Raw genomic sequence first — 23,032 nt, forward strand, 5'->3', positions numbered from 1 at the left:
GGCCGCAGTGGATTGCCTCAGGAAAAGCCGGAGCGCAGGGCGCAAAAGGGCGCGACGCAGGAACCGGAGGGGTGCGGCGTGTGGGGACTACAGGAGGCCGTGGCCGCGTTTCATCGGGTGAGCAGGCATCCCCGCCGGCAGTTCCCCCGACACGATCCTGGTGGCGGTCACTGTGTCGCCGGCTTTCGTGCCGCTGACGTGGACCTTGTCGCCGGCCTTCAGGTCAGCAGCTGCGGCCGACGGCAACGACGGCTTGCCCTTGCCCTTGTGCAGCTGGGAGGCATCGGCGGGAATTTTGGCGATCCGAGTGTCCCCATTGATCGCATACCGCTGGGTGAAGCCGTCCTCGCTCTTGACGGTAATGTCGGAGCCACTCACCGAATCAATGGTGCCGGCCTGCGTGATAACGGTGCGGTAGCTCCCGTCCTGTTGCTTGACGACGTGCTCGCCATGTATGGACTGGGCGCGGCCCTGGTTGGATCCGGCTTTGGCGGACGCAGTGGGACCCGGCGTGGGGGTACTTGCTGATGAGTTCGACGGCGATGGGCTGGGTTGGGTGCCGGCCCACACTGCCGCACCCCCGGCGCCGGTCAAGGCGACGGCGATTCCGCCTGCAAGAAGGGCCTTCCGAAGGCCCGGCGTGAGAGTGGCCATGCATCCATTGTGCGCCCAAAACAAAGCAGGCCGCAGCAAAAACTGCGGCCTGCTTTGATGGCAGAAAAACGGGTGCTTAGCCCTCTACGCCAAGCTTCTCCAGGATGAGCTCACGCACGCGGCCGGCATCTGCCTGCCCGCGGGTTGCCTTCATGACACCGCCAACAATCGCGCCGATGGCCTGGACCTTGCCGCCGCGGATCTTCTCCGCAACATCTGGCTGTGCCGCCAGGGCTGCGTCGATGGCTTCCAGGAGAGGGCCGTCGTCGGACACCACCGCGAGGCCGCGCTTTTCGACGATTTCCTCCGGGGTACCTTCTCCGGCGAGCACGCCGTCCAGGACCTGCGTGGCCATCTTGTTGTTGATCTTGCCGCCTTCAACCAACTTGTTGAGCTCGACAATGACCTGCGGGGTGACACCGAGTTCGGAAGGATCGACGTCGGCCACCTTGGCGCGGCCCACGATCTCACCCATCCACCACTTGCGGGCAACATCGGCGGAAGCGCCGGCTGCGATGGTTTCCTCGATCGAGTCCATGACGCCGGCATTCACGACGTCGCGGAACTCCAGGTCCGAGTATCCCCAGGCCTCCTTGAGGCGCTTGCGGCGCTCGGCGGGCGGCTCGGGAAGAGTGGCGCGAAGTTCCTCCACCCACTCGCGTGAGGCCACGACGGGAACCAGGTCCGGCTCGGGGAAGTAGCGGTAATCGTCAGCGTCGGACTTGGGCCGGCCCGACGTCGTCGAACGCGTGTCCTCGTGCCAGTGGCGCGTCTCCTGGATGACCGGTTCGCCGGACTCCAGGACGGCGGCGTGCCGCTGGATTTCGTAACGGACAGCGTGCTCCACGGCGCGCAGCGAGTTCACGTTCTTGGTCTCCGAACGGATGCCAAAACGTTCACGGCCGTGCGGGCGCAGCGAAACGTTGGCATCGCAACGAACGTTGCCGCGTTCCATCCTGGCGTCGGAAACACCGAGGTTCTTCACGATTTCGCGCACTGCCGCGACGTAAGCCTTGGCCAGCTCAGGCGCACGGCTTCCGGCACCCTCGATCGGCTTGGTGACAATTTCCACCAACGGGACACCGGAGCGGTTGTAGTCCACCAGCGAGTAGTCCGCGCCCTGGATGCGGCCTGCGGCGCCACCCATGTGGGTCAGCTTGCCGGCGTCCTCTTCCATGTGGGCGCGTTCGATTTCCACACGGAAAACCGTGCCGTCTTCGAGCTCGATATCGAGGTAGCCGTCATAGGCGATCGGCTCGTCGTACTGCGAGGTCTGGAAGTTCTTGGGGGTGTCCGGGTAGAAGTAGTTCTTCCGGGCGAAGCGGCAGGATTCCGCGATCTTGCAGTTCAGCGCAAGGCCGATCTTGATGGAAGACTCCACGGCGGCCTTGTTCACCACCGGCAGGACGCCGGGCATGCCCAGGTCGACTTCGTTGACGTTGGTGTTCGGCTCGTCACCGAAGACGTTGGGCGCCGAGGAGAACATCTTGGTCTTGGTGTTGAGTTCCACGTGGACCTCGAACCCCAGGACGGGATCGTACTTCTCCATGGCCTCTTCGAAGCTCAGGGTTGCGTCGACGGACATTAGTTGGAACCTCCGGCGGTTGTTGCGGCAGAACCAAGGACAGGCGCCTTCGCAAGGATCGGGCCGCCCCACTTCTCTTCGAGTGCGGATTCGAGGACGGCGCCAACACGGTACAGGCGTGCATCCTGGCGGGCGGGAGCCAGCAGCTGGATACCCACCGGAAGGCCGTCTTCGTCCGCGAGGCCACCGGGCAGGGACAGGCCCGGGATACCGGCAAGGTTGGCCGGGATTGTCGCGACGTCGTTCAGATACATCGCCAGCGGATCCTCGAGCTTCTCCCCCAGCTTGAATGCCGTGGTGGGGGCGGTGGGCGAAACCAGGACGTCGGCCTTCGCGAAAGCGGCATCAAAGTCACGCTGGATCAGCGTACGGACCTTCTGTGCCGAGCCGTAGTAGGCGTCGTAGTAGCCGGCGCTCAAGGCGTAGGTGCCGAGGATGATGCGACGCTTGACTTCGTCACCGAACCCGGCGGCACGGGTAGCACCCATGACACGCTCGATGGTCATGGGACCGTCCTTGGGCAGCTCACGCAAGCCGAAGCGGACGCCGTCGAACTTGGCGAGGTTGCTGGAAGCCTCGGACGGCATGATCAGGTAGTAGGCACCCAGGGCGTACTTCAGGTTGGGGCAGGAAACCTCGACGATCTCAGCACCGGCGTCCTTCAGCAACTGAAGGGACTCGTTGAAACGGTTCTCGACGCCGGCCTGGTAGCCCTCGCCGTGAAGTTCCTTGACGATGCCGATCTTCATTCCGGCAACGTTGCCAACGCGGGCGGCCGCAACGAGATCGTTGAACGGGTCGGTCAGTGACGTGGAGTCGAAGGGATCGTGGCCGCCGATGACTTCCTGGAGCAGTGCCGAGTCCAGCACCGTGCGGGAAACCGGGCCGATCTGGTCCAATGACGACGCCATGGCAATGGCACCATAACGGGAAACAGCACCGTACGTCGGCTTCACGCCCACCGTTCCGGTGACGGCACCAGGCTGGCGGATCGAGCCACCGGTGTCGGTGCCGAGCGCCAGCGGCGCTTCGAAAGCGGCGACGGCGGCAGCGGAGCCACCGCCGGAACCGCCAGGGATCCGGTCCAGGTCCCAGGGGTTGCGCGTTGGTCCGAACGCCGAGTGTTCCGTGGAAGAGCCCATGGCGAACTCGTCAAGGTTTGTCTTGCCCAGGATGGGCATCTTGGCAGCGCGCAGCTTCTTCACGACTGTGGCGTCGTAGGGGCTGTGCCAGCCCTCGAGGATCTTCGAACCAGCGGTGGTGGGCTGGCCGATGGTGACAATAAGGTCCTTCACCGCGATCGGCACACCGGCAAGGGCATGCAGTTCCTCTGCAGCGGCACCGCCGGCGGCGCGGGCAGCGTCAACGTCGGCAGCAACTGCCAAGGCCTCTTCGCTGTTGACGTGGAGGAAGGCGTTAACCTGGCCATCTACGTCGGCGATGCGGTCGAGGTGCGCCTGCGTTACCTCGACGGCGGACACTTCGCGGGCGGCCAGCTTGGCTGCGAGGTCGGCAGCGGAGTGGCGGATGAGTTCGTTCTTCAGCTCAGTCATGGTGATTAGTCCTCATCCAGGATTGCCGGGACCTTGAAGCGGTTCTCGTAGGCATCCGGGGCGCCGGACAATGCCTGCTCGGCCGTGAAAGTGTGTCCCACGACGTCCTCACGGAACACGTTGGTCAACGGAATCGGGTGCGATGTGGCCGGGACATCGTCCCCGGCAGCCTCGGACACGCTTTTCACCGAATCCACGATGACAGCAAGCTCAACAGCCATCCTGTCCAGTTCTTCGGCACTCATTTCAATGTGAGCCAGACGCGCAAGATGCGCGACGTCGTCACGGTTGATCGCAGCCATGGATCTCCCCTGCAAAGTTCAATTGGTTTTCCGGACCAGTCTACTTGGCCGGGCACCGGCTTCAGCGCCGGTGCAGGTGCTGTGCGTTCAGTTCGTCCAGTTGCGCATCAGTCAGCTCATCGAATCCGCGCGCCTCACGTTTATCGCTCCGGGAAAACCGGATGAACATAAGGATAATGAGCGGCAAGTCGACGATTTCGCAGATGAACCACAGCGCATCCCCTGCCAGCTGCTGGTCACGAAGAGGGTCCGGGAACCAGCCCGCCATGGCCTGGGTGGTCAGGACATGGTCCAGGACCTGGCCATTGAGCCGCAGCAGGATCCCCGGCACGGCATCGACCAGGAGTTCGATGAAGACAAACACGAACTCCAAGGTGATGTAGGCACTGGAGCGTTGGAAGTCCGCTTCTTCAATGATGGGCAGGGCCATCAGGAGGCCAAGCAGGGGTATGCCGAGGGTCAACAGCGTTTCAGCCAACGGATCGGCGCGCAGCGTGTAGAACGCCGGTGTGAGGAAGGTGGAGAAGAGGGCCAATCCCAGCAGCGGGGCGACCAGCGAGTTGCTGAAGAACCGCACGATCCGGTGGGCCAGCACTGCATTGAGCACATCAATACCACCCGCTGACAGGGCTGCACGGGCCAGCGTGATGGGCCGGCCCAGGCCCATCAGGAGGGGGACAACAAACAGCAACAAGGAGACCTTCAGGGTGAAAGCCCACCGAAGATCAGCGCTGTAGACCCCCGTGAATCCACACGTAAGAGCGGCCATGGAGCCAAGTCCAAGGAGGTAGAAAGCAACTGCCCGCCACACGGGCCATCTGTGTCCCTTCCTGGTGGCGGCCCTGATCCCCAGGCCGTAGAGCACGCCAAATGCGCTGACCATTGCAAGGGCTGCCCAGTCGATCCGCCAGGCACTGCCGAGTATTTCAAGAGGTGGCACCAGCCCATGATAGGCCCGCGAACCGACCCGCCTGCAGATAGGGGAAGTTCCCAGAATCGCTCAGTAACATGGGCCGCTTCTGACCCCTAGGAAAGGCCGGCCCTGTGCAAGGTCGTCACGAAAGTCCCGACCCCCACCGCTCCGATGCACCTCCTGCTGCCTACCCCGGGCAGGGGAAACTGGTTGACGAAAGCGCCGTTTCGCCGCCTCCCAGGCGTCGCCGCTGGTTACGGCTCGGCGTCATTGCGCTGGCCGCGGTTTTGCTTGGAGTGCTGTGCTTCGGCGGGTATTGGCTGTGGCGGTTGCAGTCGAATATCTCCACGAGTGCGCTGGGAGCCGGTGGGGCCCGCACGGAGGGTCCCGTGGATGACAGGAAGGACCGGCTCCAGATCCTGGTCCTGGGAAGTGACACCCGCAGCGGCAAGAACAGCCAGTACGGTACGGCAGACCAGTCCTCGGGCTACGGGCAGTCAGACGTCATGATGTTGGTGGACATCTCCGCGGACAACAACAACGTCAATGTCATCAGCTTTCCGAGGGACCTCATGGTGGACGTCCCTGAATGCAAGGACCAGGCCACCAACCAGCAGCATGCTGCCCGTGCGGACGCGATGATCAACAGCGCGATGGCCGAAGCCGGCATTGGCTGTGCAGTGGATACCGTAAATAAGCTCACCGGCCTGGAAATCGACCACTTCATGATGGCCGATTTCAATGCCGTCAAAGAACTCTCCACCAAAGTGGGAGGAGTGGACGTGTGCGTGAACTCCGCCGTCTACGATCCCGACTCCGGGCTCAAGCTTCCGCAGGGAACATCCCAAGTGGAAGGCAACCAGGCGCTGGCGTTCCTGCGCACGCGCCACGCTTTCGCCGATGGCGGGGACCTGGGCCGGATCCAGGCCCAGCAGGCGTTCCTTGGCTCCCTGGTCCGAAAGCTGAAATCCGAAGGCACCCTGACAAACCCGCAGAAGGTACTGGACATTGCCGACACCATGACCAGCAACCTCACCGTGGACACCGGCCTGTCTTCGGTTCCTGCGCTGCTGACCATCGCTGACCGCCTGAAAAACATCGACCCCGCGAAGGTCAACTTCGTCACGGTGCCGACGGTTCCCGCGCCCTCCGACCCCAACAGGTTGACCCTGGCGGAACCGGCAGCCTCCCAACTCTTCTCCGCCCTCCAGCAGAGCGCGGACCTGAGCCAGGGCACAACTCCCCCGGCTGATGCAACGACTCCACCGGCCAAGCCCTCGTTCGACAAAGCACTCCAGCCGGTATCCGTTGCCAATGGCACGTCCGTGACAGGTCGAAGCAACGCGATCGCAGCGACGCTGGCGGCCGCCGGCTACACCAAGACAACACGCCTGCAGGCACAGCCCCGACCACAGACCATGGTGTACTACCAAGCCGGTTTCGACGATGTCGCTGCAGATATCGCAGCCATGTTCGGGCTCCCCGCCGGCAGCATCCAGGAAGTTACGGGCATCGAGGGCGTACAGTTGTACGCCGGCGAGGATTTCGCGTCCGGCGACAAGCCGGTCCAGGCTCCGGCCCAGGGAAGCATTCCCAGCCAAACAGCAAATGACCAGACCTGCCAGGCAACAAACCCGGCAGGCTGATCATTACTGTGTGCGGCTGGGGCCACCCTGTTTCACCCCGTGGTTCAGGGGTCAGCCGATGCCGATTGCTCCGGTCAGGACGCCGACGCCCAGCATCACGATCGAGATGACAGCGGTTCGCCAGAGGACCTTCTTGTGGTGGTCGCCCAGGTCCACCTTGGCCAGGGAGACCAGCAGGAGGATGGCAGGCACCAAGGGGCTCTGCAGGTGGAACGGCTGGCCGGTGATCGATGCGCGGGCCATGTCCGCCGCTCCGACGCCGTAGTGGGCCGCCGTTTCGCTCAGGACCGGCAGGACTCCGAAGTAGAAGGCGTCGTTGCTCATGAAGAACGTCATCGGGATGCTCAGCACGCCGGTGATGACCGCCATGAACGGGCCCATGTCCGCAGGAATGATCTGGACCAGCCATTCAGACATTGCCTTGACCATGCCCGTGCCGTTGAGGACACCGGTGAGCACTGCAGCGGCCATGACCATGCTGACGACGGCGACGATCGACGGTGCGTGGGCGATCAGCTGGGCGCCCTGGTCCTTGACCTTGGGGAAGTTGACCAGCAATGCGATAGCGGAGCCGACCATGAAGACGAACGGCAGCGGAACGATGTTGGCCACCAGCGTCACCATGACGGCAACTGTAAGGCCCAGGTTGAACCAGAACAGCTTGGGACGCAGCGTGGTGCGGTTGGGGTCCAAGGCGGTGTCCGCCATGGCGGTGTCGTTGTCGTCCACCAGGGTTTCGGGACGTTCCAGGACCACGACGCCGGAGCCTCCGCCGGTGCCCGGCTTTCCAGCGGTTGAGCTGGTGCGGCCGAAACCGAAGCGGCCCCTGCCCGAGCCCGAACCTGAGCCCGAACCGGCGGCGACCGAACCACCGCGGCCAGTGCCGCCGTCGAACGCGTCAGAAGGATCTGCGACGTCGCCCCAGATTTCGGGGGCTACGGTGCGGAGGCGGTTGCGTTCCTGCAGGCCCAGGAGCCAGGAGAAGACCAGAACGACGATCAGGCCAACGATGAGGGACGGAACCATCGGGACGAAAACGTCGTTGACGTCGAGCTTCAGTGCAGTTGCTGCGCGGGCCGTGGGACCGCCCCACGGGAGGATGTTCATGGTGCCGTTGGCCAGGCCCGCAACGCAGGTGAGGACAACTGGGCTCATCTTCAGGCGAAGGTACACCGGGAGCATTGCGGCGGTGGTGAGGATGAAGGTGGTTGAGCCGTCCCCATCGAGGGACACTGCGGCGGCCAGGATCGCGGTGCCAAGGACGACCTTGGCGGGGTCGTTGCCCAGCTTGCGGAGGATGAACTTGACCAGCGGATCGAAGAGTCCGACGTCGATCATGAGGCCAAAGTAGATGATGGCGAACATCAGGAGCGCCGCCGTGGATGTCATGGACTTCATGGAATCCATGACCATGGGCCCGATTCCGAGGCCTGCTCCGGCGAAGAGGCCGAAGATGGTGGGGACGATGATCAGCGCCAGGACGGGCGTCAACTTTTTGGTCATGATCAGGACCATGAATACCGCAATCATTGCGAATCCAAGCAAAACCAGCACGGCCGGCTCCTTACTACTGTGAATGGCGCCACGTCGGTGTGATGCGCACTACAGACAATATGGTGGCCTCCGTCACTGGGAGGGGTTTCCGGGAATTGTTGGGAATACTGCTCGTTGCGAACGTTTTGCGCATTGTGCTCAGTGCTTCAATGGAGCATGCGCTTTTCCACCCAGACCCTCCTTCTCCAACTCGGAGTGGTACTGCTGGTGGTGCTGTTGAGCGGCGCAGTCCACGCATGGCTGGTCTACGAACGGATCGGTGACGAAGCCGAAAACCAGGCCCTGACCCTGGCACGGACGGTGGCCGCAGATCCCGACGTCCGTACGGATGTCCAGGCCATCAGCAAAGAGGAAGGCACACCCCCGCCGGACGTTCTCGCCGCCGGGCCCCTTCAGGCGGCGGCCGAGGCAGCCCGGGTGCGGACCGGGGCACTGTTCGTCGTCATCACGGACGAAACAGGCCTCCGGCTGGCCCACCCTGACCTCGCACGGCTCGGCGAGCGGGTCAGCACGGATCCCTCGGTGGCCCTTTCCGGGGAGGAAATCACCACACGGAACACGGGCACGCTGGGGCCTTCTGCCGGTGCCAAGGTACCCGTCTACTCTCCTGACGCCGCCGGCGTGATCGTCGGCGAAGTCAGCGTGGGCTACTCCGTGGAATCGCTGACCAAGAGCCTCGGGCGGGACATCGCACCCATTGCCCTCACCGCCGGCGGTGCGCTGCTGGCCGGCATCCTTGCCTCGTTCCTGCTGCGCCGACGACTCCAGCGGCTCACGCTCGGATTGGAACCCGAGGAGATCAGCACCCTGGTCCACGACCAGGTAGCGGTGCTCCAAGGCGTGGACGAGGGAGTGATCGGCATCGCCGCCGACGGACGCATCTCCGTGTTCAACGCCGCTGCCGCAAGACTCCTGGACATGCCCGATGCCACAGGACAGGACTGGAGATCGGCCAACGTTCCCGAACAACTCAAGCGGCTCACGCAGCCAGCGGAACAGGACGCCGAAGCCGTCGAAGTGGTGGCCGGTGGACGGGTCCTGGTGGCAAGTGCGCGCAAGGCCTGGCACCGGAAGGAAGACCTTGGCTGGGTTGTCATGCTGCGCGACCGCACCGAATTGCAACAACTGACCAGGCAACTGGACGCCGTGGGCACCATGTCCACGGCGCTCCGTGCACAGCGTCACGAATTCGCCAACCAGTTGCACACCATTGCCGGGTTCATGAGCATCGGCCAACACGACTCCGCCAAGGAATACCTGGCCAGGATCTCCGCCACTGGGCCCCTGAAATTCCCCGTTGAACAAGCCGAACTCCTGCAGGATCCCTACCTCCAGGCATTCGTCGGCGCCAAGGGCGTGGAAGCATCGGAGCGGGGTGTGGCCCTGCGCATCGGTCCGGAAACGCTAGTGCGTGGACACGTGGCGGATCCCCAAGACGTCACCACAGTCCTGGGCAACCTGATCGACAACGCGGTCAGTGCCGCCGTCGCCGGTTCTGCCCCGGAACGCTGGGTGGACATCGAACTGCTGGACGAGCAAAGCCGCGACGGCGGCGCCCTCCACATCGTGGTGGCGGACTCAGGTGACGGGCTCGGGAGTCTGGATCCCGAAGAGGTTTTCGCTGAAGGATTTACGACGTCGGACCAGCCGGTTCGTCCGGGGGCGGGACAGGGCCTGGGGTTGGCGCTGGTGCGGCAACTGGCGCGGCGACGCGGCGGCGATGTGCGCGTCCTGGAACCGGGCACAGTCGGCGGGCCGGGCGCGGTGTTCATGGCCACCATCCCCGGAGTGATGGACAGCGGGCAGGACGACGGTGGGCAGGACGACGGTGGGCAGGACGACCACGGCGATGAGGGAGGACAACAGTGACTGAGGATTTGAGGGTGCTGATCGTCGATGACGACTTCCACGTGGCACGACTCCATGCAGCGTATGTGGACTCCGTGGCGGGTTTCATGGCGCTTGCCCCCGCAGGATCCGTGTCCCAGGCGCTGCAGGCGATCCACAGCCTGCGCCCCGACCTTGTGCTGCTGGACGTCTACCTGCCGGACGGATCCGGGCTGGACCTCCTGGGCCAGCTGGACGTGGATGCAGTAATGCTCACGGCCGCCTCCGATGCCCAGTCCATCAAGGTGGCATTGCGCAGGGGTGCCTTGGGGTACCTGCTCAAGCCCTTTACTGCCGAATCCTTGTCCCAACAGCTGCGGTCATATGCGCGCTACCGCCGGATCCTGGGACAGCAGGCCGCCGTCGACCAGACCACCATTGAGCGGGCCAAGCGCTCCCTGATTCCGGGCGATGTTGCCCCCGCGGCGAAGCCACGGTCCGCCACCGAAGCCGCGGTCCTGGAGTCGCTGGTCCCCGGTGAACAGTATTCCGCGGCCGAAGTGGCTGAGCGGGTCGGCGTCTCCCGGGCCACGGCGCAAAGGTACCTGTCCTCGCTCGCCGATGACGGCGCCGTCGAGATCCAACTGCGTTACGGAAGCACGGGCCGCCCGGAACACCGCTACGGCGTCCCGGGCTGACCCAAGTAGGTCGCAGATCAGGTCGTTCCCAGCGCTGGGAACGACCTGATCTGCGACCCAGGTGGGTGCGCTGCTACGCGGACTTCTGCGCCACGAGCTCGATTTCCACGAGCATCTGCGGATCCAGGAACGGCAGGACGTGCACCAGGGAGAGCGTAGGCCGGATCTCGCCGAAGACCTCGCCGTGTGCCCGCCCGGCGTCTTCCCACTTGCTGATGTCCGTCAGGTACAGCTTGGACTGCACCACGTCCTCGTAGGAGAAACCGGCGTCCTCAAGTACGGTGCCGAGCTTTTCGAGGATGTACTTGGTCTGCGAGTAGAAGTCATCGCCGATAATTCCGTCTTTACCATCGACAACGCCGGAAGCGGCCGTGGCAGAGATGAAAAGGGTGTTGTCCACCTGGACTGCGCGGGAGTAGCCAAGGGTCTGCTCCCAGACCGAACCCGTGCCGAATGTCTTGCGCATGCCGCGCCTTCCTGTCGTTGCGCCCGGCCCGGTGGCCGGCGCTTCGAAGGAAACTTTATGACTGCCCGAGCTCGAGCCTGTAAACGAACAGTTTTATGTCGGTACCGGGAACGAACCAATCACGGTGCGGGGCGCGGTCGAACCCTGTCCGGGCGTACAGCGCGTTCGCCCTCTCCCAGGTGGCCCCGGTGGTCAAAGAAACCGCGTTGATGCCGTCCATGGCCTTCGCCTGGTCGACGACGGCCTGCACCAGGGCACGGCCCGCGCCTGAGCGCTGGACTGCCGGATCCACCACGAGTGTGCGCAGTTCCAATTCGTCCTCAAGGCCGATGTCCGAGAAGCCGCCGCCTGCCGGGGCTGCGGTGACGGATCCGATCACTTCGCCATTGCGTTCTGCCACCAGAATATCTGCGTGTTCCGCGCGGCCTGCCACGTCTTGCAGCTTCTGCAGGTACGGGTGGTCGGCGTCGCCGTAGTACCCCGCAGTGACGTAGGAGTCCTGCGTGATGCGGGCAACGGCGTCGTAGTCTTCAGGCAGGGCGGGACGGACGGTAATCGGGGAAAGCACCTACCAATGGTAGTCGCGCCTGGCGCGCCCGCGGCGCCAAATGCCCCCTTCCGTGATGGAACTATCACCTCTGCCGGGGCGGGCCACAGGACTGGCCCGACGACGGATGGTGCCTCGGGAGGCTCCGGCAGGCTGCTTTTCTGTTGCCTCTTGTGGCGTTGAATGCCGTTCCGTTGCGCTCGGTGAAGCCCGGTTTCGCGCTGTTGCGGGGACATGTCGGGGTGCTGGCGGTGGTCTTCAAGCTCGTGCTTATGTTGCCACACAGCCGCCCCCAACCGTCTTGACCCCGAGGAGAAACCATGACCCCGCCAAAGCGCCAACTGCACCTGAACGCCTTCCTGATGAGCACCGGACACCACGAGGCCTCGTGGCGCCTCCCGGAAAGCGATCCCTTCGCCTCCACGAAAATCGAGCACTACCAGCACCTGGCCCGCACAGCGGAACGGGGAAAGCTGGACTCCATCTTCTTCGCCGACTCGCCCGTACTCTTTGGCGAGGTGGGGCGCCGGCCCGCCGGAAAGCTGGAACCAACAGTGTTGCTGACGGCCATCGCCACGGCCACGCAAAGGATCGGCCTGATCGCCACCGCCTCCACCACCTACAACGATCCCTTCAACCTCGCACGGCGCTTCGCCTCCGTGGACTGGGTCAGTGGTGGACGCGCGGGGTGGAACGTGGTGACCACGGCCGGCCCCGACGCCGCCCGGAACTTCGGCGTGGACGACCAGCCGGCACACGCTGTCCGCTACGAGCGCGCAGCTGAGTTCATCGAGGTCGCCCAAAAGCTATGGGACAGCTGGGATGATGACGCCATCCTTGCGGACAAGGCCGACGGCGTCTGGGGCGACGACACGAAGATCCGCGTCATCGACCACGAAGGAAAGCACTTCCGTGTCCGAGGTCCCCTCAACGTTCCCCGCTCGCCGCAAGGCCACCCGTTGATCGTCCAGGCAGGTTCCTCGAAAAACGGAAAGAACCTGGCCGCCCAGTACGCCGAAGCCGTCTTCACCGCCCACCAGACACTGGCAGATGCTCAGGATTTCTACTCTGATTTGAAATCACGCACGGCGGCTGCGGGAAGGGACCCCGAAGGTATCAAGATCCTCCCCGGCATCGTACCGGTGATCGGCTCCACCGAAGCCGAAGCCCTCAAGCTCGAACGGGAACTTGATGAATTGATCAAGCCCGAGTACGCCCGTGAACAGCTTGCCAGGACCCTGCGGTTGGCACCCGAGGACCTTCCCTTGGACCGGCAACTGCCCGCGGACCTGCCTTCCGAGGACGACATCGAGGGAGCCAAGAGCCGGTACACGCTGATTGTGGAGCTTGCCCGCCGCGAGCAACTGACTGTCAGGCAGTTGATTGGGCGGCTGGGCGGCGGACGCGGACACCGCACCTTCTCCGGCACACCGGAACAGGTGGCCGATGCGATCCAGGAGTGGTTCCTCGCCGGAGCAGCGGACGGTTTCAACATCATGCCGCCGGTTCTTCCCTCCGGACTGGAAACCTTCGTTGACCAGGTGGTGCCGATCCTGCAGCAGCGTGGCCTCTTCCGCACCGAGTACACGGCCACCACGCTGCGCGGACACTACGGGCTGGAACGGCCCGCCAACCGCTACGCCGGAAGTGCTGCCCAGGAACTGACGTCGATTGGTTCTGCTTTCTAGGACCAGGTGTGTTCAGCCCAGCTGGTGCGTTGATTACCGCTTGGGCCAGCTCCACAACGGGCCCTCGAACGCTCCCAGGCCCTTGATCCTGGTTTCACCCAGTTCCTTGTAGAGCTCGTGCTCGTGTGCGGCTCCTGTCTCCCGAAGCGCCGCCAGCAGGGCTTCGGAATGTGTCACCACGATCAGCTGGCTGTAGGCGCTGGCCTGGACGATCAGTCCGGCCAGCGCCGGCATCAGGTCAATGTGGAGGCTGGTCTCCGGTTCGTTGAGAACCATGAGTTCGGGCGGCCTCGGCGTCAACAAGGCAGCTGTCAGCAGGAGGAAACGCAGGGTCCCGTCGGAAAGTTCGGCGGCCTTCATGGGCCGGAGCATGCCGGGCTGTTTCAGCTCCACGCTGAACCTGCCGTCGTTGACGGCAATCTCCAGCCGGCTTCCGGGAAAGGCATGGCCGACGGCGGCATCCAGCTTCTGCTCGAACCCCACCTCCCGCAGTGTCTGGAGGGCGGCCGCGAGGTCCCTTCCGCTGTGGTGCAGCACAGGAGTACGGGTCCCGATCTGTGCCTGGCGCGCGGGAGCATCAGGATCGGTGCGGAAATGGTCATAGAAACGCCAGGAACGCACGGAGTCCCGCACCCGCAGGACTTCAGGTGCCCGGTCCTGGTCCGAGACCTCTGTGAGCATGCTTTGGAAAGTATCCAGGCGACGTGACAGCTCGGTCCACTCGCCGCCGGCACCACGGAGTCGCGCCAGGCCGCCTTTCCTGTCCACCAACAAAGAACCTGGCCTGGCTACGGGCCCCGAGAAGATTTGTTCCCGCTTGATTTCCGGGTCGAGCCCAAATGCGGAGGGGCGGGGGCGGCCGGTCTCCTGGTCAAACCCCACTCCCCCTGGCACGGGCATGCCAAGGTCCACCAAGTAGCCGAAATCGTCCCCGGAGTAGCCGAGTTTCAGGTTCACGGACTCCTTGCGTACTGTGCCCTGGACCGGGACTTCTCCCCTTCGCATGGCGTCGCTGATGGTCTCGGGTCCTGCCCAGAGGGTGGATGACAAACCACCGTCCCGGGCCAGGGCGCCCACCACATTTCCGGAATCCCCGCCGGCGCATTCAGCAAGGAGGCGCAGGGCGCGGTACAGCGAGGACTTTCCGCTGCCGTTGGCCCCGGTGACGACGTCCAGGCCGTGCAGTTCGATGGCGAGATCCCGGATGGAGCGGTAATTGGCGATGGCCAGCGTCTTGATCACGGGCGGGAGGTCACAACGGGAATTTGCCGGACAGTTCCAGGGCGCCTGCACACATCCACGCCGCGAGGCGATCCTCAGTACTCGGCCCGCCGTCGAGCGGGCTGGTCAGCCGTGGCCTCCGCACCCAGCAGCCGGCTTCCTCGGCGATCAACGCGCCGGCGGCGAAGTCGTGTTCGTTCAGGCCACGTTCACCGTAAGCGTCAAAGGTGCCGTCCGCCACCAGGCACAGGTCCAATGCTGCCGAACCCAGCCGGCGGACGTCGGCGAACCCCTCCATGAGCTCAGCCAGTCCCGCCGACTGATCGGCCCTGGTGAGGGGATCGTAGCTGAAGCCGGTAGCCAGGATCAGCCCCGTCCGCCCGGGAACCGGACCAGCCAATGCGGTGGTTTCCCCGGCCGTTTCCAGCTGGGCTCCCTGGCCCCGGGCTGCCGAGTACACACGCCCAAGGGCAGGGGCGTGAACGACGCCCGCCAGCCATACGCCGTCGGAATCCGCCACAGCAACAGAGGTGGCGTAGTAGACGATGTTCCGGATGAAATTGGTGGTCCCGTCCAGGGGGTCGATGGACCAGCGGTAGCCGGAAGGGTTGGCCGGACGCGTGGTCCCGTGCTCCTCACCGGTGATGGTGTCGCCAGGCCGTTCGGACAGGATCGCTTCACGGACCGCGTTCTCCGCAGCGACGTCGAAAGCGGTTACCCAATCTCCGGCCTCGCCTTTGTTCGTGGTGTCCAGGCCGTCGCCGGCAGTGCCGCTGACGGAGCGTTGGGCCAGCACGGCAGCTCCGGCAGCTGCAGCACGCCTGGCAACGGCCAGCAGCTCGGTGGCGTCAGTCATTCGGCTTCCGCTTCCGCCGCTGCCTCAAGCTGCGGCTCTTCCGATTCGCCGTCCGCGCCCTGCTGCACCGGCCCGTTGGCGAGGAGCTCGCGGAAGCCGTCCTCGTCCAGCACCGGAACACCGAGTTGCTCGGCTTTGTCCAGTTTGGTTCCTGCGCTCTCGCCGGCCACCAGGTAGCTGGTGTTCTTGGAAACGGATCCCGAGGCCTTGCCGCCACGGATGATGATGGCTTCCTTCGCTTCGTCCCGGCTGAAGTTGGGGAGCGTTCCGGTGACGACCACCGTGAGGCCTTCAAGGGTCCGCGGAACGGAGGTGTCGCGTTCGTCCTCCATGCGCACGCCCGCCGCAGCCCAGCTGTCGACGATCTCGTTGTGCCAGTCCACGGCGAACCATTCCTTCAGCGCTGCGGCGATGGTGGGTCCCACGCCGTCAACGTGGGCGATCTGCTCTTCACTGGCGCTGCGGATCGCGTCCATGCTGCCGAAGGCGGTGGCAAGTGCCCGCGACGCCGTGGGTCCAACGTGGCGGATGGACAGGGCCACCAGCACACGCCACAGGGGCTGCTTTTTGGCCTTCTCCAGCTCAACGAAGAGCTTCTCCGTGGTGGCCGTGGGCTTGGACGGCGACTTGGCAGTTCCCTTGGTGTAGAAGTACGGAACGAGCTCGTATTCGCCGGTAGCTACGCCCTTGGACCGCTTCTCCCGGCGGATCTTGACGTCCGCCAGGACTTCGCGGGTCAGGCTGAACAGCCCGGCTTCGCTGGTGAGGGGCGGAGTCTCCGGCTCGGCGGGCTGGGTCAAGGCAATAGCAGCTTCCCAGCCCAAGGCTTCAATATCGAAGGCACCACGGCCGGCCAGGTGGAAGACGCGCTCCCGGAGCTGGGAAGGGCAGGACTTGGCGTTGGGGCAACGGATATCCACGTCGCTTTCCTTGGCCGGTGCCAGCGGAGTTCCACATGACGGGCATTCGGTGGGCATCACGAATTCGCGCACGGGAGGATCCTGCTTGTCGCGCAGGGCCAGCACCGGCCCAACGATTTCCGGAATGACATCCCCGGCCTTGCGGAGGATCACGATGTCGCCAATCATCACTCCCTTGGCCTTGACCACATCCTGGTTGTGCAGGGTGGCCATGCCCACTGTGGAGCCCGCCACCTTCACCGGTTCCATCAGTCCGAAGGGAGTTACCCTTCCCGTGCGACCAACGTTGACCGCAATGTCCAGGAGCTTGGTGTGGACCTCTTCCGGCGGGTACTTGTACGCGGCCGCCCATCGGGGCACGCGGGAGGTGTATCCGAGCGCGCGTTGGGTGGCAAAGTCATCGATCTTGACCACGATGCCGTCGATTTCATGCTGCAGCCCATGCCGGTGTTTACCGTAGTAGGCAATGAAATCAAGGACCTCCTCGAAGGAGCCCAGCACCTTGAGGTACGGGCTGACCGGAAGCCCCCATTGTTCCAGCAGCTTGTAGGTTTCGGACTGGCTTTTCGCTTCGAGTCCTTCACGCGCTCCGATGCCATGCACATACATGCTCAAGGGCCGTTTGGCTGTCTCGGCCGGGTCCTTTTGGCGCAGTGAGCCGGCAGCAGCGTTCCGTGGATTGGCAAGGGGGGCCTTGCCGGCGGCCACGAGTGTCTCATTGAACTCGAGGAAGGCCTTGGAAGGAATGAACACCTCCCCACGGATTTCCACCTCCGAGGGGTATCCCGAGCCACTGAGCTCACGCGGGATCTCCTTGATGGTGAGCACGTTGTGCGTGATGTCCTCGCCCGTGGTGCCATCTCCACGGGTTGCGGCGCGGACCAGCTTGCCATCCCGGTACAGGAGGTTGACGGCCAGGCCATCGATCTTCAATTCGGTCAGCCACGCGATCGGCGGAACGGAGTCCCCCAGTTTGGCCACGGAAGCCTCAGCCTTCCGGACCCAGGCCTCGAGCTCCTCCAACGAGAAGACGTCGTCCAGGCTGTACATCCGCTGCAGGTGTTCCACCGCGGCGAAAGCCGAGGAGACCTCCCCGCCTACTTCCTGGGTGGGGGAATCATTGGAAACGAGCTCCGGGTGGAGGGCCTCCAGTTCCTCGAGCCGCCGGTACAGTTCGTCGAATTCGGCATCCGAGACCGTGGGCGAGTCTTCCTGGTAATAGGCATACCGGTACTTGCGGACGAGGTCAGCCAAGCGCTCATACTCGTCCCGCAAGGATTCCGCGGGCGGCGTTCCCTCCCCCTCCACGACGACAGCCGCGGAGTTCTCACCTGTGGTTTCTACCGGATTCGCAGTTTCTGGTGTGCTCACAGTTCTATCTTGCCGCAAGGCACCGACATTCCGGCCCAACAGCCTCCTAGCTGCGGTTTTCCGGCGGCATGGCGATCTGCAGCTTGCGGACCTTGCCGCGGCCCACGATGTAGCCGCGGCCCGGGATGAAGTCCTTGCTGATCCGGCCCAGCGAAGTATTGAGCAGGGTGTCGCCTTCCACGTCTCCAGGGTTGAGCAGGAGGCCACGGCGCCCGGACTTGAACGGCTGGGCCAGGGACCAGGCCTGGGACCAGGTGGACGTTTCGGACTCGCCCACAACCCATTGGTCCGCCTTGATGGCCGCGGTGACCAAACGGCCCACTCCCGATTCCGCCAGGGTGTCCGTGAACTCGGTGAGGCCTTCGATGAAGATGGCCATGCTTCCCGGGTTGTCCGAGGCTTTGTCGATGAGGTCGTCAATGACATCGGAGACTTCGTCCGGTCCCACCAAGGACCTGCTCCAAATGTTCAGCGACGCCACCGCCGAGCGGCGGGACCCAATGTAGATGAGGTCCGTTCTTGGGTTCGAACGCCGCAGCGCGTACGCGAGCGTGACCAGCGCAACCGTGCGGCCCGAGCCCGGAGGACCAGCCAACAGGAGCGAACCCTTGGCGGTGATGGCCGCCGAACCCAGCGTCTCGTCGTCGACACCAATGACCGGGTTGTCCGGGCCGCCGGTGGGCAGGATATCCAGGTCCACCAATTCCGGGAGGCGCTGGATCTGCGGCGCCTGCTCCAGTCCCTGGCGAACCATCGCCTGGCTCAGCTTGGCCACTTCACGGGCCTGCAGCGCCAGGTTCGAGTTGCCGCCAAGCACCGCGAGCTGGACTTCCAGGCCGTCCAGCAGTCCCCTGCCCGGAGGCGAAGCAGCGTTGAGGACATCCTTGGGGACGTCCAGTGTCATGTAGTCGTCCTCGGAACTGAGCCGCAGCACCAGCCGCTTCTGGATGGAGGCAAGGAGCGACGCCGGAACGGAGTTGGTGCGGTCACCGCTCACAACGAGGTGGATGCCGAGGGGACGGCCGTCCGTGGCCAGGGTCAGGAAGATGTCCCACAGGGCTGACAGATTGCTGTACTCGTAGCCTTCCCGGAATGCAGACATGCCGTCCACCAGGATGAAGATGCGTTTCTCGTCCGGCCGGTTGGCCAGTTGCCGGTACTCGACAATGGTCGAGGCCCGCACTTCGGCAAAACGCGAGGCCCGGTCATCGGCCACTTCCTTGAGCCAGCGCAGGAGACGGCCCACACGCTCAACGTCGTCACCGTTGATGATCTCGCCAACGTGCGGAAGGCCGTCCAGCATCTTCAGGCCGGACGAGCCGCAGTCGATACCGTAGACGTGCACAGGGCCACCCCGCGGAGTCACGGCCGCGGCGATGGCGATGCCCCGCAACGCTGCCGACTTGCCGGACCCACCCGTGCCGTAGACGGCCATGTTGCCGTCCTTGTCCGGTTCGTAGAACACCGTCGGCTGGTCCTGGTGCGCGGGATCGTCAGCCACGCCCAGCAGCAGCCGTTCGTCGGTACGCGGGTTGGGGAGCTTGGAGAAATCATAGGTAGTGGCGAGCTCGTTGAGCCACGGTTTCCGCGGCGGCGCAATGGACAGGACATCGGCTGCGCGGATGATGTTGTTTGTCATGCGTGCGATGTCGTTCGGTCCGGCAGGTTCTTCCTCCGCCTGGGTCACCAGCGGGGGTTCCCACACAGGGCCGGAGCCGAAGGCCATCTCCACAATGTCGATCCGGGGGCGCTGCGGCTTCTCGGTGGTCCAGCCACCGGCATATCCGGTCTGGAATCCCTGGATGCGCCCCGGTCCGGTCTTGGCGGCACCGCGACCGGGAATGGAAGGATCGAAATACGCTGCCGTGGGGACGCCAAGAATGTCCACGGCGTCCACTTCGTCAGCCATGCGCAGGGCGACGCGGAGGTTGGTGTTGGCCCGCAGGTTGTCCTTGATAACGCCGGCCGGCCGCTGGGTAGCAAGAATAAGGTGCAGGCCCAGGGAACGTCCACGGGCCGCCACGTCGACAACGCCGTCAACAAATTCGGGAACTTCCGTGGCGAGGGCCGCGAACTCGTCCACGATGATGATCAGGTACGGCGGAGCCTCGGGATCTGCTTCGCGCTGCAAGGCCAGGAGGTCCTTGGCTTTCTTGCGGTTCAGCAACCGCTCGCGGTAGTGCAGTTCGGCGCGCAAGGACGTCAGTGCCCGGCGGACCAAGTGCTGGGACAAGTCCGTGACCAGGCCCACCGTGTGGGGCAGGTGCAGGCAGTCCGCGAAGGCTGCGCCGCCCTTGTAGTCCACGAAGAGGAAGCTGACGCGGTCCGGGCTGTAGGCGGCGGCCATTCCCATCACCCAGGACTGAAGGAACTCGGACTTGCCGGCACCGGTGGTTCCACCGACCAGCGCGTGGGGTCCCTCGTTCTTCAGGTCCAGGTAGAACGGCTCCACGCCCTTGGATCCAACCAGGGCACGGAGGCTCCCGTTGTCCTTGCGGTTGGGAACCGCCGTGGCGTGCACGGAGTTGTTCTCCTGCCAGCGTTCGGCCACAGCCTGCGGGTTGTCCATCAGCTCCTTGCCGATCAACGTGGCGTAGGAGACGGCCCGCGGGAGGTCGGAGTCGTCGTCGAGCGGGTTCCCGACATCCACCAGCGGCGACATCATGCGTGCCAGCTGCGTGGCGAGTTCGGCGTCGAGGCTTTCGCAGCTCACCGGGTAGGTGTGGCGGCCCAACCGGACCTGGCCGGTAGTGGTGCCGTGGTCGCCGTCGACGGACAGGAAATCACGGCACGCGGCCGGAAGCGACTGCACGTTGGCGGCCACCCACATGACGTGAATCCCATAATCGGGACCACGCTCCACCAGGCGGGTGAGGCGGCCGCGGTCCACGGGAGCGTCATCCTCCACGATCACCAACACAGCCGGAACCACCGGCGACGGAAGCTCTTCATGCTCGTCTTTAAGGCCCGGACGCGGCTGCGGACCGGGTTCCTTGGACAGCGACTCGCGTTCTTCCACGAGGTTTTCCAGTCGTGACAACAAGGCAGCACCCGCACCCGGGCCGGCAGCAAGGTGGTCGCCGGACAGGGGGCTGTGGCCCGAACCCACATGCGGAAGCCACTGCAACCAGTCCCAACGTTCACGTGAACGCGGCGAGGTCAGCGCGGTCAGGACCACCTCTGCCGGCGAATGGAGCGCCACCAGCTGGAGCACCATGCCACGGGCCACGTCATCCACCACGCTGCGGTCGCCCGCGACACCAAAGGAACCCGAAGTGCGCAGCTGCGACACGATCGGCACGCCCTCGATCACACGGACCTGTTGCAGGCACTCCTGGATTTCGCGCATGTACTGCGGCTCTGTCTCATTGGCGGCAGGTTCATCGAAGGGGATCCGCGACGGAGCCGAACCCAAACCAAAACGGACGCCCAGGAAGTGCTGGTGCTCGGGACGGTTGGTCCAGAGCAAAGGACCGAGCTTGTAGATCGCGTCCACGGTATCGCTCACGGACGGTGCTTCCTGGAGGCGGACGGCACGCTCTATGTTCTGCTGCCTGTCAATGTCCTCGCGGAACGCCAGCATGGCGGCCTTGAATTGCTTGTGGCCCTCTTTTGCCTGCCGTTTGCCCTGCATCTTGTGATCGACGTAGTGGCCCACGATGAACAGCGGCATCATGGCCATGAAGAGCACCGAGAGCAGGTTCTGGGTGACCGCGAAAAGCACGCCACCCATCAGCAGCGGAGCAACCAGCATGATGTAGGGGAACGGTTGGTGCTCAGGCCGCTTCGGACCCGCGGGCGGAACACGCTTGGGCGATTCAAAGCGCGGAAGCACGCGCGGGGACCGGTTGAAGTCAACCAGCGGCGAGGAAGGGCCGCCACCATGGTTCCTGGAAAGGGAAACCACGCCCACCGTCGTATCGCCGAGCGTCACTGTGTCCGATGATGCAAGCGTGGCCCTGGTGACCGGCAAGCCGTCCATGAGCAGGCCGTTGGCGGAGTTCGTGTCCACGATCTCCACCGTCTCCCCCACCGTGATGCGGGCGTGCCCCTTGGAGGTCAGGGGGTCGGAGAGACGGATATCAGCGTCCCGGTCCCGGCCGATGTAGCTGGTGCCGAACGGCAGCGAAAATTCGCGGCCGACGTCGGGCCCTGACATCACGCGCAAGGTCGCCGCCGCTGGTCCCCGGTTGGTTCCGTGGCCCGTAGACGCGAACTGCTCACTGACCTGGGCCAGAGAGACCTTGGAACCGGGGCGGAGCCCGGACTCCAGCAGGTTGTCCGTGGGCCTGAGGATGTGCCCGGACAAGCCACCGCCAACAAACGCTTCGTCCACGCTGATGGACAGGTTCGACGGCGGTTCGGTCCCCTTGCGTGCGGGGTCGGCTGCCCAAAGCTCGGTGGCAATATCGGCCACGGTGGCACGGCCATCGACCGTTACGGCGAGGTCCTTTGCTTCCGCCGGGTCACGCCGCAATGTCAGGCGGAACTTCATCCTTCGTCGACTCCACTCATTTTTTCAAGAAGATGCAGGTCTGCCGGCGTCACAAGGTGGGACGTCACGGCATGCTCCACCAGGCGTGCCCGGCGGTTGGTGGCGAGTTTTCCAACTCCGCCGCGCAGGCCCACGACGCCTACGCGGTCCAGTTTGTCGCACACGTTATCCAGCTTGCGGTTGAACCGGGTCAAGGCCCAGCCAAGGCGTTTTGCGGCCTCGGCAGAGGATGGGATGGCGCTGAAGCCTGTTCCCTCCCGCCGCAACATGGGCTCCGCCAAGGCCACGATGAGGGCCTTTTGCGAATCGGTGAAGACCACCGGGCCAATGGTGGTGTCACCGGCCTGGTCGTCGTCACGCGCCTCATGCCTGAAGGACGGAGTCTTCAGGTGCACGGCAAATTCGTAGGTGGTGGGACCGGCGGTAAAGATGACGTTCGTGTGGCTGAACACCAGCGGGATCCTGGCGCCGGGTGCCAGCCAGGCCTGCATGCCACCGGAACCGTCCGCGATGGTGGCGGACAGCATGCTGCCGACGTTGCTCAGCCACCAGATGCCGTCGTAACGGGCAATCTGCAGGAAGCGGCGGTGCAGGTACGGATTGTCGTCAACTTCCAGGTCGCCTTCGCGGCCGATGTCAAAGACGTCTTCGTCGGACGGTTCGTACCATTCGCCACAGAAATCTATTGCTAGATCCCCCATGATCTGTGCCTCCTTGCTGGACAACGTGTTTGGTT

The 23,032-nt window shown here is 64.4% G+C and carries 16 protein-coding genes and 1 pseudogene; 4 read left to right on the forward strand and 13 right to left on the reverse strand.

Going from position 1 to position 23,032, the window contains the following annotated elements:
• Positions 1-87 precede the first annotated feature (87 nt).
• From AB0N72_RS04925 to AB0N72_RS04945, 5 genes are all read right to left on the reverse strand, one after another.
• Positions 88-654, reverse strand: coding sequence for a DUF5666 domain-containing protein (locus AB0N72_RS04925; RefSeq protein ID WP_363929848.1), 567 nt, complete (start codon positions 652-654; stop codon positions 88-90).
• 76 nt (positions 655-730) lie between these two features.
• Positions 731-2,239, reverse strand: coding sequence for an Asp-tRNA(Asn)/Glu-tRNA(Gln) amidotransferase subunit GatB (gatB, locus tag AB0N72_RS04930; RefSeq protein ID WP_363929849.1), 1,509 nt, complete (start codon positions 2,237-2,239; stop codon positions 731-733).
• On the reverse strand, positions 2,239-3,792 hold the full coding sequence (gene gatA / locus AB0N72_RS04935; RefSeq protein WP_363929850.1) for an Asp-tRNA(Asn)/Glu-tRNA(Gln) amidotransferase subunit GatA: 1,554 nt from the start codon (positions 3,790-3,792) through the stop codon (positions 2,239-2,241). The genes gatB and gatA overlap by 1 nt, the downstream gene beginning before the upstream one ends.
• Before the next feature lie 5 nt (positions 3,793-3,797).
• Positions 3,798-4,094, reverse strand: a complete 297-nt coding sequence (gene gatC / locus AB0N72_RS04940) for an Asp-tRNA(Asn)/Glu-tRNA(Gln) amidotransferase subunit GatC (protein WP_144662020.1) — start codon at positions 4,092-4,094, stop codon at positions 3,798-3,800.
• Positions 4,095-4,155: 61 nt separating this feature from the next.
• The gene (locus AB0N72_RS04945) at positions 4,156-5,034 is read right to left on the reverse strand and encodes a cytochrome c oxidase assembly protein (RefSeq protein ID WP_363929851.1); all 879 of its coding nucleotides are present in this window, start codon (positions 5,032-5,034) and stop codon (positions 4,156-4,158) included.
• 104 nt (positions 5,035-5,138) lie between these two features.
• Here AB0N72_RS04945 and AB0N72_RS04950 point away from each other — a divergent pair, with 104 nt between their 5' ends.
• Positions 5,139-6,653, forward strand: coding sequence for an LCP family protein (locus AB0N72_RS04950; protein ID WP_363929853.1), 1,515 nt, complete (start codon positions 5,139-5,141; stop codon positions 6,651-6,653).
• Positions 6,654-6,704: 51 nt separating this feature from the next.
• Here AB0N72_RS04950 and AB0N72_RS04955 read toward each other — a convergent pair whose 3' ends face one another.
• Positions 6,705-8,207 (reverse strand): SLC13 family permease, encoded by a 1,503-nt coding sequence (locus tag AB0N72_RS04955; protein ID WP_363929854.1) that lies wholly within the window; start codon positions 8,205-8,207, stop codon positions 6,705-6,707.
• Positions 8,208-8,363: 156 nt separating this feature from the next.
• On the opposite strand from AB0N72_RS04955, the gene AB0N72_RS04960 reads away from it, so the two are divergent.
• Together AB0N72_RS04960 and AB0N72_RS04965 are read left to right on the forward strand one after the other, a co-directional pair.
• Positions 8,364-10,076 (forward strand): ATP-binding protein, encoded by a 1,713-nt coding sequence (locus AB0N72_RS04960; RefSeq protein ID WP_363929855.1) that lies wholly within the window; start codon positions 8,364-8,366, stop codon positions 10,074-10,076.
• Entirely contained in the window at positions 10,073-10,732 is a 660-nt protein-coding gene (locus AB0N72_RS04965) for a response regulator (protein WP_363929856.1), read from the forward strand. Before AB0N72_RS04960 ends, AB0N72_RS04965 begins: the two co-directional genes overlap by 4 nt.
• Before the next feature lie 73 nt (positions 10,733-10,805).
• Here the strand turns inward: AB0N72_RS04965 and AB0N72_RS04970 are convergent, their stop codons facing one another.
• Positions 10,806-11,198, reverse strand: a complete 393-nt coding sequence (locus tag AB0N72_RS04970; RefSeq protein WP_363929857.1) for a RidA family protein — start codon at positions 11,196-11,198, stop codon at positions 10,806-10,808.
• 55 nt (positions 11,199-11,253) lie between these two features.
• Positions 11,254-11,766, reverse strand: coding sequence for a GNAT family N-acetyltransferase (locus AB0N72_RS04975; RefSeq protein ID WP_363929858.1), 513 nt, complete (start codon positions 11,764-11,766; stop codon positions 11,254-11,256).
• Between the two features lie 299 nt (positions 11,767-12,065).
• Between AB0N72_RS04975 and AB0N72_RS04980 the strand changes: the two genes are divergently transcribed.
• Positions 12,066-13,433 (forward strand): LLM class flavin-dependent oxidoreductase, encoded by a 1,368-nt coding sequence (locus AB0N72_RS04980; RefSeq protein ID WP_363929859.1) that lies wholly within the window; start codon positions 12,066-12,068, stop codon positions 13,431-13,433.
• A 33-nt stretch (positions 13,434-13,466) separates the two neighbouring features.
• Here AB0N72_RS04980 and AB0N72_RS04985 read toward each other — a convergent pair whose 3' ends face one another.
• The 5 genes and pseudogenes from AB0N72_RS04985 to AB0N72_RS05005 all read right to left on the reverse strand — a co-directional run bounded on the left by AB0N72_RS04985 (position 13,467) and on the right by AB0N72_RS05005 (position 22,997).
• Entirely contained in the window at positions 13,467-14,675 is a 1,209-nt protein-coding gene (locus AB0N72_RS04985) for an AAA family ATPase (RefSeq protein ID WP_363929860.1), read from the reverse strand.
• A 10-nt stretch (positions 14,676-14,685) separates the two neighbouring features.
• Positions 14,686-15,510 carry an inositol monophosphatase family protein gene (locus AB0N72_RS04990; protein WP_363929861.1) on the reverse strand — a complete coding sequence of 275 codons (825 nt, stop codon included), beginning with the start codon at positions 15,508-15,510 and terminating at the stop codon, positions 14,686-14,688.
• Positions 15,511-15,578: 68 nt separating this feature from the next.
• A pseudogene (gene ligA / locus AB0N72_RS04995) lies at positions 15,579-17,801 on the reverse strand (NAD-dependent DNA ligase LigA); the annotation flags it as partial.
• A gap of 46 nt (positions 17,802-17,847) precedes the next feature.
• Entirely contained in the window at positions 17,848-22,296 is a 4,449-nt protein-coding gene (locus tag AB0N72_RS05000) for an FtsK/SpoIIIE domain-containing protein (RefSeq protein ID WP_363929862.1), read from the reverse strand.
• The gene (locus tag AB0N72_RS05005; protein ID WP_363929863.1) at positions 22,293-22,997 is read right to left on the reverse strand and encodes a hypothetical protein; all 705 of its coding nucleotides are present in this window, start codon (positions 22,995-22,997) and stop codon (positions 22,293-22,295) included. The genes AB0N72_RS05000 and AB0N72_RS05005 overlap by 4 nt, the downstream gene beginning before the upstream one ends.
• Between the last annotated feature and the right edge of the window lie 35 nt (positions 22,998-23,032).

It is taken from the genome of Paenarthrobacter sp. NPDC089307, from assembly GCF_040685055.1.
Taxonomy (GTDB): Bacteria; Actinomycetota; Actinomycetes; order Actinomycetales; family Micrococcaceae; genus Arthrobacter.